The organism is Halomonas sp. 25-S5 (genome assembly GCF_029889845.1).
Taxonomy (GTDB): Bacteria; Pseudomonadota; Gammaproteobacteria; order Pseudomonadales; family Halomonadaceae; genus Halomonas.
The window spans coordinates 68,273-79,488 of record NZ_JARANV010000013.1 but is presented as its reverse complement, the minus strand read 5'-3'; the positions used below and the strand labels follow the sequence as shown (position 1 = coordinate 79,488).

10 protein-coding genes and 1 tRNA gene are annotated in these 11,216 nt (G+C 67.0%); 5 read left to right on the top strand and 6 right to left on the bottom strand.

The window, feature by feature from the left end; all coding sequences use genetic code 11:
• Positions 1-6 precede the first annotated feature (6 nt).
• Both OP498_RS10845 and OP498_RS10840 read left to right on the top strand, forming a co-directional pair.
• Entirely contained in the window at positions 7-1,812 is a 1,806-nt protein-coding gene (locus OP498_RS10845; RefSeq protein WP_280553509.1) for an ABC transporter ATP-binding protein, read from the top strand.
• Positions 1,813-1,925: 113 nt separating this feature from the next.
• Positions 1,926-4,130, top strand: coding sequence for a TonB-dependent siderophore receptor (locus OP498_RS10840; RefSeq protein WP_280553508.1), 2,205 nt, complete (start codon positions 1,926-1,928; stop codon positions 4,128-4,130).
• 67 nt (positions 4,131-4,197) lie between these two features.
• Here OP498_RS10840 and fhuF read toward each other — a convergent pair whose 3' ends face one another.
• Positions 4,198-4,938 (bottom strand): siderophore-iron reductase FhuF, encoded by a 741-nt coding sequence (gene fhuF / locus OP498_RS10835; RefSeq protein WP_280553506.1) that lies wholly within the window; start codon positions 4,936-4,938, stop codon positions 4,198-4,200.
• 145 nt (positions 4,939-5,083) lie between these two features.
• Between fhuF and OP498_RS10830 the strand changes: the two genes are divergently transcribed.
• Positions 5,084-6,127 (top strand): hypothetical protein, encoded by a 1,044-nt coding sequence (locus OP498_RS10830; protein ID WP_280553504.1) that lies wholly within the window; start codon positions 5,084-5,086, stop codon positions 6,125-6,127.
• A 12-nt stretch (positions 6,128-6,139) separates the two neighbouring features.
• Here OP498_RS10830 and OP498_RS10825 read toward each other — a convergent pair whose 3' ends face one another.
• Complete coding sequence (locus OP498_RS10825; protein WP_280553503.1) at positions 6,140-6,742, bottom strand: hypothetical protein; 603 nt, start codon at positions 6,740-6,742, stop codon at positions 6,140-6,142.
• A gap of 155 nt (positions 6,743-6,897) precedes the next feature.
• Here OP498_RS10825 and OP498_RS10820 point away from each other — a divergent pair.
• A tRNA-Ile gene (locus OP498_RS10820) sits at positions 6,898-6,974 on the top strand.
• A gap of 39 nt (positions 6,975-7,013) precedes the next feature.
• On the opposite strand, the gene OP498_RS10815 is transcribed toward OP498_RS10820, so the two are convergent.
• On the bottom strand, positions 7,014-8,012 hold the full coding sequence (locus OP498_RS10815; protein ID WP_280553502.1) for a site-specific integrase: 999 nt from the start codon (positions 8,010-8,012) through the stop codon (positions 7,014-7,016).
• 298 nt (positions 8,013-8,310) lie between these two features.
• Between OP498_RS10815 and OP498_RS10810 the strand changes: the two genes are divergently transcribed.
• A complete protein-coding gene (locus OP498_RS10810) occupies positions 8,311-8,559 on the top strand; it encodes a transposase (RefSeq protein ID WP_280553500.1) in 249 nt (82 codons plus the stop codon).
• A 194-nt stretch (positions 8,560-8,753) separates the two neighbouring features.
• Here OP498_RS10810 and OP498_RS10805 read toward each other — a convergent pair whose 3' ends face one another.
• From OP498_RS10805 to OP498_RS10795, 3 genes are all read right to left on the bottom strand, one after another.
• Complete coding sequence (locus tag OP498_RS10805) at positions 8,754-10,283, bottom strand: IS66 family transposase (RefSeq protein ID WP_280553499.1); 1,530 nt, start codon at positions 10,281-10,283, stop codon at positions 8,754-8,756.
• A 92-nt stretch (positions 10,284-10,375) separates the two neighbouring features.
• Positions 10,376-10,711 (bottom strand): IS66 family insertion sequence element accessory protein TnpB, encoded by a 336-nt coding sequence (gene tnpB, locus OP498_RS10800; RefSeq protein WP_280553498.1) that lies wholly within the window; start codon positions 10,709-10,711, stop codon positions 10,376-10,378.
• Entirely contained in the window at positions 10,708-11,076 is a 369-nt protein-coding gene (locus OP498_RS10795; protein ID WP_280553496.1) for a transposase, read from the bottom strand. Before OP498_RS10795 ends, tnpB begins: the two co-directional genes overlap by 4 nt.
• Positions 11,077-11,216 lie beyond the last annotated feature (140 nt).

Sequence of the window (11,216 nt, the reverse complement as noted above, 5' to 3'; positions counted from 1 at the left end):
ATCCCCATGCCTGACGCCACCACTTCCAGCTTCCGGGCCCTGGCGCGCCTGCTGCGCTATGCCCGCGGCTATCGCCGCCGGATCATCGCCGCCAGTGCCTGCTCGGTCATCAACAAGCTGTTCGACATCGCCCCGGAGATCCTCATCGGCGTGGCCATCGACGTGGTGGTCAACCAGGAGCAGAGCTTCGTGGCGGGGCTCGGCTTCGAGTCCGCCCGCGAGCAGATCCTGATCCTCGGCGCGCTGACCTTCTTCATCTGGGCCGGGGAGTCGCTGTTCGAGTACCTCTTCCAGGTACTGTGGCGCAACCTCGCCCAGCGGCTGCAGGCCGACCTGCGCCAGGACGCCTACGAGCATGCCCAGCGGCTCGACATGGACTTCTTCGAGTCGAGGAGCTCCGGCCAGCTGGTGGCGACCATGAACGACGACGTCAACCAGCTCGAGCGCTTCCTGGACGGCGGTGCTAACGCCATGATCCAGGTCGGCGTCACCGTGGTGGCGGTGGGGGCGGTGTTCTTCGTGCTCTCGCCGTTGATCGCGCTGCTCGCTTTCACGCCGATCCCGCTGATCGTGTGGGGCGCCTTCTACTTCCAGCGCAAGGCCGGGCCGCTCTACGCCGAGGTGCGCGAGCGGGTCGGCGACCTCTCAAGCCGGCTCTCCAACAACCTGGCCGGCATCGCCACCATCAAGAGCTTCACCGCCGAGGCCCGCGAGGCCGAGCGGCTGCGCCAGGCCAGCGAGGCCTATGTGGAGGCCAACCGCCGGGCCATCCGCATCAGCTCGGCCTTCATCCCGGTGATCCGCATGGCGATCCTGGCCGGCTTCCTGGCCACCTTCACCGTGGGCGGGATGATGGCGCTGAAGGGCGAGCTCAACGTCGGCGCCTACGGCGTGCTGGTGTTCCTCACCCAGCGGCTGCTGTGGCCGCTGACCGGCCTGGCCCAGGTGATCGACCTCTTCGAGCGCGCCATGGCCAGCACGCGGCGCATCCTCGACCTGCTGGCCACGCCGATCCGCGTGCGCGACGACGGCGGGCGGGCGCTGGCCGAGCCGGTGCGCGGCGAGGTCCGCTTCGAGGCGGTGGCCTTCCGCTACGGCGACGCCGGGGCCGGGGTCCAGGGCATCGACCTGGCCGTGCCGGCGGGCCATACCCTGGCGCTGGTCGGCGCCACCGGTTCGGGCAAGTCGACCCTGATCAAGCTGCTGCTGCGCTTCCATGACCCCGAGGCGGGGGAGATCCGCATCGACGGCCAGCCGGTCCGCGAGCTCGAGCTGGCCTCGCTGCGCCGGGCCATCGGCCTGGTCAGCCAGGACGTCTACCTGTTCGAGGGCCCGGTGCGCGACAACATCGCCTACGGCAAGCCGGATGCTCCGGAGGCCGACATCATCGCCGCGGCGCAGACGGCGGAGGCCTGGGAGTTCATCCAGGCGCTGCCCCAGGGGCTCGACACCCCGGTGGGGGAGCGCGGCGTGCGCCTCTCCGGCGGCCAGCGCCAGCGCCTCTCGCTGGCCCGGGCACTACTCAAGGACCCGCCGATCCTGGTGCTGGACGAGGCCACCAGCGCCGTGGACAACGAGACCGAGGCGGCCATCCAGCGCTCGCTCAAGCGCATCGCCCACCAGCGCACCGTGATCATGATCGCCCACCGGCTCTCGACCATCGTCCATGCCGACCAGATCGCCGTGGTCCACGGCGGTCGGGTGGTCGAGCGCGGCACCCATGGCGAGCTGCTGGCGCGCAACGGGCGCTATGCCGCCCAGTGGCGGGTGCAGACCGGCGAGATCGAGGCGGCGGACGCCCCTCTGGCATAGCGACATCGGGGCCGGCATGGCCCCGTGGCATGAGCGGGATGAATCATCGTTGTTAAACGTGATGCGAATCATTATCATAATGATTAGAACCCATGACACGAGGCTCATCCCCCATGCCATTCCCTCCCCGCCGCCGCGGCGACATCCCTCCGTTGCTCCGCGCCTTCCGTGGCTGCCTGGGCCTGACCGCCGCCGGCAGCCTGCTGCTCTCCCCGGTGGCCCTGGCCCAGCAGGGGGCGACCGCCCCGGAGGCGGCCACCGACCTGGAGACCCTCACCGTCGAGGCCGAGGCCTTGTCGGTGATTACCGAGGACACGGAGCAATACCGGGTGCCGCTCACCAGCACCGCGACCAGGCTCGACCTGACGCCCCGCGAGACGCCTCAGTCGGTCTCGACCGTGACGCGAGCGCAGATCGACGACTTCAACCTCGACACCACCAATGACGTCCTGGAGAGCACCCCCGGGGTGACGGTGGAGCGCCTGGAGACGGACCGCACCTACTACACGGCGCGGGGCTTCGAGATCTCCAACTTCCAGGTCGACGGCCTGCGCGTGCCGATGCCCTACAACAACGTGCACGGCGACATGGACACCGCGATCTACGACCGGGTGGAGGTGGTGCGCGGCGCCACCGGCCTGATGTCGGGCTCGGGCAACCCGGCGGCGACGGTCAACTTCGTGCGCAAGCGGCCCACCTTCGTGCCCCAGGCCTCGGTCTCGGCGAGCGTCGGCGCCTGGGACCAGCGGCGCCTGGAGGCCGATGTCGCCGGGCCGCTGGACGACGCGGGGCGCGTCCGCGGGCGCCTGGTGGCGGCGGGCATGGAGAGCGACGCCTACCTGGACCGGCTGAGCCGCGAGCGGAGGCTGCTCTACGGCGTGCTGGAGGCCGATGTCACCGACAGCACCCTGGTGACCCTGGGCCACACCTGGCAGCAGAACGACACCGACGGCAACATGTGGGGCTCGCTGCCGCTCTATGATTCCGCCGGCAACCCCACCGACTACGACGTCGAGACCTCCTCGGCGCCCGACTGGTCCTACTGGGACGTGGAGACCCACCGCAGCTTCCTCGAGGTACAGCAGGAACTCGGCGATCGCTGGTCGCTGAAGGGCACGCTTACCCACCTGGACATGCGCTCCGACACCCAGCTGTTCTATATCTACGGCACGCCCAATGCCGCCACCGGTCGCATTTCGGACGACCAGCTGACCCTCAGCCGCTACGACCGCCACCTGGAGCAGTGGGTGGCCGACCTGCATGCCAAGGGCGACGTCGAGGCGTTCGGGCGCAGCCACCAGCTGGTGGTAGGTAGCGACTGGAGCCAGAGCCGCAACCAGCAGCGCTCCCGCTACCCCACGGCGGACTTCGATGCGGGCGGCCAGGGCCTGCCGCCGCTGGACGACTGGAACGGTCGCTACCCCGAACCCGATGCCTGGGTGGCCTTCCCCGGCACCGACGGCGATGCCACGGTCAAGGAGCGCAGCGTCTATGGCGCGGCCAGGCTGGACCTCGCCGAGCGCTGGACCGCGGTCGCGGGTGCCCGGCTGAGCTGGGCCGACGCGGTTGGCGAGCAGTACGGCAGTTCCCAGGAGACCGACGTCGACAACGAGCTGACCCCCTATGCCGGCCTGATCTATGACGTCACCGATTCGGCGTCCCTCTACGCCAGCGTCACCGAGATCTTCAATCCGCAGACCGAGATCGACCGCAACGGCGACTACCTCGACCCCGTCGATGGCGTCAGCCAGGAGGTCGGTCTCAAGGCCGAGCTGTTCGACGGCGGCGCCGATGCGTCGCTGGCGCTGTTCCGCACCGAGCAGAACAATGTCGCCCAGCCGACGGGCGAGAAGCGCGGAACGCAAGACGTTTACACGGGGGCCGACGGCATCACCAGCGAGGGGGTCGAGGTTACGCTGGCAGGCGAGATCGCCCCGGGCTGGCAGGCCAGCGTCGGCTATACCTACCTGGAGATCGAGGACGCTGACGGCGAGGCCACCAACACCTACATTCCACGTCACCTGGTGCGTGCCACCACCAGCTATCGTCCGGCTGCCCTGGATGCCCTCAAGGTGGGCGCACGGCTGCGCTGGCAGGACGATATCGAGCGCGACCGTGACTTCGCCGAGGGCAAGACTCGCCAGAATGCCTACGCCCTGGTCGACCTGATGGCGAGCTACGATTTCAGCGACAGCCTGACCGCCTCGCTGAACCTGAACAACGTTACCGATGAGGCGTACCTGACCAGCCTCAAGTGGGACCAGGCCTTCCACGGCGCGCCGCGCCATGTCATGGCCAACCTGACCTGGCGCTACTGAGCCCGAAGCAAGGCGTACCACCAGGGCCCATCCCGCAACGGGGTGGGCCCTGGCGTTGGTGAGGCGGTCAGGGCGTCTCGGCGGCGCGGGCCCTGCGGCGGCAGGCCAGCGGGCAGTTGCCGCACACACCCAGCTCGTCGATCAGATAGCGGAGGCAGCACAGGCGACGCACCCGCCGCGGGGGGCCGTCCTCGCCCTCGACGTAGCGCACCGGGCGATGGAGTGGATTGCGTCGGCCGTCCGGCAGGGTGCGGCTCGCCAGCAGCGCCCGGGCAGGTTCAGCGACGTCCGCTGCGGCCATGGGATGGTCGGCCAGGGCGCCGGCAAAGTGCTCGACGTAGTTGCCGGCGTTGCTCCAGAACACCCTGGGCGAGGCGCCGCTGGCCGTGGCCAGGGCCTCGACCAGCGGCGTCAGGTGGCCGTCGAGCAGGGTGGCGAAGCGCGAATGGGGCGCGAGTTCGGCCAGGTGGCGGCCGGCATGGGGCAGCACCAGGCCGGTGGTCTGTCCCTCTGGCGATTGCTGGAGATGGAGCTCGTACAGGTCCAGCGGCAGGTCGCGCTCGAGCAGCAGGTTGGCCGCCAGGCCGTGGGCGATCAGGGGGCTGAAATGCCACTTCGACCACAGCGAGGCCACCGCCCGGAGGTCGCCCTCATCGTAGCGGGCGCCGAAGCGCTCGAGCAGCGCCGCCAGGCGTGCCGGGTCGAGGAGCTCGCGGGCTGGCATGCCGTCGGGCGCCACCGGCGCGATCGCCGGCGGGGTGAGGTGCTGCAGGGGGCCGACATAGAGCCGGGCCAGGGACGAGGGCATGGCGAGACCACCGGATCCGCGGAAAGTTTCATTATACAAACAATAATCATTATCGATAATGGCTTTCCGGTCACCGCCCGGACGGTTCCCGGCGCGCGTCCCAGCGTAGTAGGGTGAGGCGTCCATCAATCCAGAGGGTGACGACATGGTGAGTGCCAGGATCCTGCAGCAGGGAACCATCCACTGCTTTCCCGCCGGCCTCAAGGATGCCAGGGGGCGGCTGGTGTACGCCGAGGTCTCGGCGGTGGCCTACGATGGCGAACGCCTGCTGCTGGCCAGCGACAAGCCGATCCCCGGCGAGGCGCGCTCGGCGGTGTTCGCCGTGCCCCTCACTCCCGAGGGCCCCGACGACAGCCGGCTGACCTACTTCACCCAGCCGCTGGTCAAGCAGGCCGAGAAGTACGAGGACTTCGCACTGACCGCCGATGGCCGGCACGTGCTGGCCACCACCGGCTTCGACCGCATCGACGACGAGAGCCACGCCCTCAACGACTACAACCACCTGCTGATCTGGCCGCTGGGCGAGCCGGACCGGGTGCAGGTGGTGGACCCCGACCCGCGCGACGGCGTGGCGGGCTCGCTGGAACTGCGCGACAAGCTGAACGCCGCCATCGGCTTTCCCTACTACAAGATCGAGGGGCTCGCCGCGATCCCCGGCGAGCGGGGCGACGGCCTGCTGCTGTTCGGCGTGCGCGAGCAGGGCCAGTCTCACGACGACTTTGCTTACGTGAGTCGGGTGGTGGGGGCCCACTACGAGATGAGCGAGAGCGGCAACCTGGTGTTCCTCGATGCGCTGCGCGAGCACTATGCCTTCGACCCGGGCGAGCATCCCGAGGTCCGCTACGACTGCGGCCTCTCGAGCCTGGAGTACGACCCCTACCACGCGCGGCTCTACCTGCTGAACAGCTTCGAGGTGGAGGAGGCCGGCGAGGAGCGCATCGGCGGCTACCTGTGGGAGATCGGCCTGGAGGATTTCCGGGCCGGCCGGCGCCCGACCCTGGTGACCACCCCGGCGGGCCTGCCGCTGGAGTTCGAGCACAAGGCCGAGGGCCTGGCGGTGCTGGACCATGATCGCCTGTTCGTCGCCTACGACAACGACCGCAACCTGGGCCTGGGCAGCGTTGACGAGCGCGACGAGCGCCACGCCTGCGAGGCGCCCTTCACGATCCTCGAGGTCTCCGCGACCTGATCAGTCCCCAGCTCAGCGCCTCAGCAGCACGGCATCGAGAAAGACCGGCACCTCGTCGCCGATCTGCTCGTAACCGAGCAACAGCAGCACCGAGCGCAGCGTCGGGTTGGCCATCAGTTCGCGGCCATCCAGCGCTACCCGCTCGGCGTTGGTGACCCGCACCCGGCCTGGCGTCTCGCGGGTGAAGCGCACCGCCAGCGGCTCGCTGTGGGTGGCGCTACCGGACTGCACCGAGAGCTCGAGCACCTCCACCAGCGACTCGCCCACGGCCAGCGCCTCCAGGCGCTGGGGCGGGAAACGCGTGGTCACCGTGGCCAGGGGTTGCTCGGTGAGGCCGGAGAGCCACGGCGGCAGCGCCCCCAGGCGCTCGATCACGTCGCTCTGGGCCAGCCGCAGGGGCAGGCGCAGGGTGCCGTCCGCCTCGGCGGTGCCGGCTAGGCGACGCATCTCGTGCTGATGAGCAATGGGGCCTGTCGGGGCGATCTGCACCACGGTGGCGGCCACCCGCGAGCGTTCGGGGTCCAGCTCCCAGGCGGCCGCCGCCGGCAGGGCCAGCAGCAGGGCGAACAGGGCAGTGCCAAGGGCAGGGAAACGGCAAGAGGGGAAAGATTCCACCGGTCGATCTCCAGAAGGGCAGGCCCCCTGCAGACCACGGCCGGGGAAGGAAGTGCCGCGGCGGGTGATTCGGCCAGCCAAGGGCGGCCGGCTATGGTCACCTCCATCGCCATTCGCTATCATACGGCGGCGCCGCTCGGCGCCATCCGCTGCAAGGGCCTATAGCTCAGTTGGTTAGAGCAGGGGACTCATAATCCCTTGGTCGCAGGTTCAAGTCCTGCTGGGCCCACCAATGAAATCAAGTGGTTATGCGGCCAAGGCTCGGTTCGCACTAATGTGTGGTTGCTGATTGGTTGCTGATCCGCGGCAGCTTCGCCACCACGCTTTCCCACCTTGCCGGGTCGGCATGCGCATAGCGGCTGGTCACCGTGAGTGACGAATGACCGAGCAGGTCCCTGATGCTCGTCAGTGCCTCCCCCTTGCTTGCCAGCAGCGAGGCATAGCAGTGACGCAAATCGTGAAAGCGGATGTCGGGGCGACCAATCTTCTCCCTTGCTTTCTCGAACGCACCACGCACCCTGTCTCCCGTCGTGTCAAACGGCAAACCTTCCACCAGCGGTAGGGCTTCCTCCGTAAGGGGTATGACCCTCGGCTTCCCGCTTTTCGTCTGATTGGGCCGGAGCACGATGCGTCCGTTGTAGACGTTCCCTGATTCCAGTGCCATCAACTCTCCACGCCTCATGCCGGTCAGCATCGCCAGCAAGATCACCTTTCGCTCGACCCTGTAGCGCTCCGGCACTGCTTCAAGCAGTTCGGCAAGCTCCATCTCGGTCAGGTAGACATGGCGCTCGTTCTTGGGCGATGGCTTGCGTAGCTTGCCGTCAAGCGGCAGGTCGAGCCAGTCCCATTCGCGGTACGACAGCGAGAGGACTCGCTTGACGACCTGAATACGATTGTTGATGGTCGACTGCGCCAGTCCCTTCTCCTTGAGGGTTTTCTGCATCCTGCGTGCTGCGTCCAGCAGCTCCTGCCCGATGATCACGCCAGAAGCATGCTCATCCATCCACCTGGCCACCAGCAGGATGTGCTGCTTCTGGGAGCGGACATCGTACTCGCTGACCATGCGTTGCAGCCCCTCGGAGAAGGTGTACTTGGGCTTGCGGCCCATGACACCGTTGAACTCATCCTCCTGACGCTGAGCCTCCGCCTTCAGCGCATACTGCCTTGCCTCTCCTTCTGAGCGAAAAGTTCGCTGAGTACGCTGGCCGTTGACGGTGCAGCGGACGACCCACGTGTCACGATCTTTCCTGTGCGAGACTGTGTATCCCATTTCCGGTCCTCCTTCCGCTGAGGACCGCGCCTGCACCGCTGAGCGTACTCCTCAACCTCTGCCTGATCAAAACGTACCGCGCTGCCGAACTGGATGAAGCCGATTTCGTGCTTGTGTCCGTAGACCCAGCTCAAGCTCATGCCGAGCTTTTGCGCGACCTGTTCTGGGCGAAGCAGTTCTCGTTTCATTTTTGCCCTCCCCCCGCTCTATCTGTGTCCCATCGTTAGGCGTTGCTGAACTTAATAATACTCAAACGAATTGGACAGTCAATACGTTTTCGTATTAGCGGAGGGGTGGCTTGGGGTGGCCCAACCAGTACCGACTGCTGCTCTCAGGGCTGGCCTACCTGCTGCTGGAGCGACTGCGCCGGGTCTACCTGAAGCGCACCACCTTCGCCCACGCCCAGGTCAGTACCATCCGCCTGAAGCTGCTGAAGATCGGTGCCGTCATCACCCGCAACACGCGCACGGTCCGGCTGATGCTGAGCAGCCAGTACCCGGAGCAGGACCTCTTCCTGACGCTGGCCAGCAAGCTGGTGCCGGGATAGCGACTCCGTGCTGTCCCCGGCACAAAAAACACATGGGGGTAGGGGGAAGTGCGTCCTGAGCCCAGAATATTGATCAATATGTAGCCAATTTCAGGCCCCGAGAGCCATCATGTCCACCGAGCCCCACATCTGGGTACATCTGACCAGCCCGGTGCAACATCCGTAAGCGAACGGGCAACACCGCTTGCCAGTGATCAGTCGGTGTGCTGCCAGTGGTGAGGCAGGAGTTCGTGGAGCTGGCTGGCCTTCTGGGTCGGCAGCCGTTCCAACACGTCCTTCAGGTAGGCGTAGGGCTCGTGGCCGTTCAGCTTGGCGCCCTGGATCAGGCTCATGATGGTGGCGGCGCGCTGGCCACTGCGCAGTGACCCGGCGAACAGCCAGTTGGAACGTCCGAGCGCCCAGGGGCGAATCAGGTTCTCCACCCGATTATTGTCAATGGGCAACCCGCCGTCGTCGAGGTAGCGCGTCAGCGCCGCCCAACGCTTCAGGCTGTAATCCAGCGCTTTCGCCGTCGCCGAGCCGTTCGGCACCTTCTCGCGATGAGCCAGCATCCAGCGGTGCAGCGCGTCGGCGATGGGCCTCGCTTTTGTCTCCCGCAGTCGTTGGCGTTCATCAGCGCTCAGTGACTGGGCCTCGCGCTCCACCTGGTAGAGCTGGCCGATCAGCTCGATGGCCTGCCCGGCGATCTGGCTCTTGCCGGCCACGTGCAGGTCGACGAACTTGCGTCGCGCGTGGGCCATGCAGCCGATCTCGGTGACGCCGTTGGCGAAGCTCTGCTTGTAGCCGCTGTAGTCGTCGCAGACCAGCTTGCCCCGCCACTCGCCGAGGAAGTCGCGGGCATGCTGGCCGCCGCGCCCTTCGCTGAAGTCGTAGACCACCGCCTTCAAGCCGGCGTAGGGCGTGGTGGCGTAGGCCCAGAGGTAGGCGCGGTGGGTTCTCTTCTTGCCCGGGGCCAACATCGGCACCGGGGTCTCGTCGGCGTGCAGCACTGGCTCGTCGAGCAGCAGATCACGCAACGCATCGATCAGCGGTTGGAGCCGTACGCCGCAGATCCCGACCCATTCAGCCAGGGTGGAGCGCGGGATCGGCACGCCGGCGCGAGCAAAGATCTGCTCCTGGCGATAGAGCGGCAGATGATCGGCGTACTTGGCGATCAGCACCTGGGCCAGCAGGCCGGCGGTGGGGATGCCCTTGTCGATGATCTGTGCCGGCATCGGCGCCTGAGTCAGCGTCTCGCACTGGTCGCAGACCCACTTGCCACGGATATGGCGCTCGACGTGGAACACGCCCGGCGTGTAGTCCAACTTCTCGCTGACCTCCTCGCCGATCCGCCGCAGCTTGCAGCCACAGGCACAGTGCTCGCTCTGCGGGTCATGGCGGATCTCGGTGCGCGGCAGTTCGGGCGGCAAGGGGGCGCGCTTGGGCGCCTTCTTGGGCGCCGGCGACGTGGAGGTGGAGTTGAGATCCTCCAACTCGGTCTCGATGGCGGCGATGTCGGCATCCACCACCTCGTCGAGCAGGCTGATCTGCAGGACGTTGAGTTGCTCGCTGCGCTTGCCGAAGGCATGGCGCTTGAGCAGCGCCAGTTCGTAGGTCAGCTTCTGGTTGACCTGCTCGCTGTGACGCAGCGCCTTATCCTTTTCCTCCACCTGTGACATCAGCGTTGCCGCCAGGTGGCGGAGCTGATCGGGTGAGAGCTGAGACAGGTCGGAAGGCACATTCATCCGGCGAGTATGCCAGCCCGCCGGGGGCAGTGGGATTAGCGCATCAGCGAATAGCGAGTCGGGAGTTTCTGTGCCGCTCCCGGCCTGACGCATCAGACCAATGAGATCACGCCACCGACGCCGAGACGCTGCCAGGGCAGCCCCTGCACCAGCGCCGTCACCTGCTCGGGACAGAGCTCGACGCGATCACCGTGCCAGTTACCGACCCAGTGGAACTTGCCCTGGTTCAGGCGCCGGGCACACAGCCAGACGCCCAGCCCATCGTGAACCAGCACCTTCATGCGATTGCCGCGCCGGTTGGCAAACAGGTAAGCGCAGTGCGGTCTCGCGGCGCCGAACACCTTCACCACCCGGGCCAGCGCGGTATCCGGGCCGGCCCGCATGTCCAGCGGCTCGGTGGCCAGCCAGATTTCGTCGATGCGGATCATCCCAGCAGTCCCTTCAGCCAGTGGGCACACTGGGCTGCCTCGGCGACGGGCCAACGCACGGTGATCGTGCCCCGTGATGAGGGCAGCTCGATGCAGATCTCGCCAGCGGTGGAAGGTGACGTTGGCAGATCGGCCGGTCCTGGCGGCACCGGCAAGGGCACAAAATCCGGCACGGCCGGCAGTTGGCTCTGCCGCTTGGCCTTGCGGATCCAGGTCTGGACGAGGTTGGTATTGAGCCCATGCTGCAGGGCGACTTGGGCAATGGAGGTATCGCCCTGCAGGCAGGCCGCGACGATCTTGGCCTTGAACGACGGGGCGTAGCGACGGCGACGACGGATCTCACGCTCGGTGTTTGGGGACGTCATGAATAGGTGCCCATCTATTGTTACGTGGGCACCTAATGTCACCGGACAAGGCCTTCCGCGGAAGATGTGTTCAGCAGCCGGTTACCAACATCCGGGCTAAAGCGGCAGTTCCGCTTCAAAGGGTGGCGAGATCGAACTGT

Bases quoted from the DNA above. Each gene is read 5' to 3' on its own strand.
- fhuF (WP_280553506.1), bottom strand. From the start codon at position 4,938: ATGCCCTCGTCCCTGGCCCGGCTCTATGTCGGCCCCCTGCAGCACCTC.
- OP498_RS10815 (WP_280553502.1), bottom strand. From the start codon at position 8,012: ATGGGATACACAGTCTCGCACAGGAAAGATCGTGACACGTGGGTCGTC.
- OP498_RS10840 (WP_280553508.1), top strand. From the start codon at position 1,926: ATGCCATTCCCTCCCCGCCGCCGCGGCGACATCCCTCCGTTGCTCCGC.
- OP498_RS10845 (WP_280553509.1), top strand. From the start codon at position 7: ATGCCTGACGCCACCACTTCCAGCTTCCGGGCCCTGGCGCGCCTGCTG.
- OP498_RS10805 (WP_280553499.1), bottom strand. From the start codon at position 10,283: ATGAATGTGCCTTCCGACCTGTCTCAGCTCTCACCCGATCAGCTCCGC.
- OP498_RS10795 (WP_280553496.1), bottom strand. From the start codon at position 11,076: ATGACGTCCCCAAACACCGAGCGTGAGATCCGTCGTCGCCGTCGCTAC.
- tnpB (WP_280553498.1), bottom strand. From the start codon at position 10,711: ATGATCCGCATCGACGAAATCTGGCTGGCCACCGAGCCGCTGGACATG.
- OP498_RS10830 (WP_280553504.1), top strand. From the start codon at position 5,084: ATGGTGAGTGCCAGGATCCTGCAGCAGGGAACCATCCACTGCTTTCCC.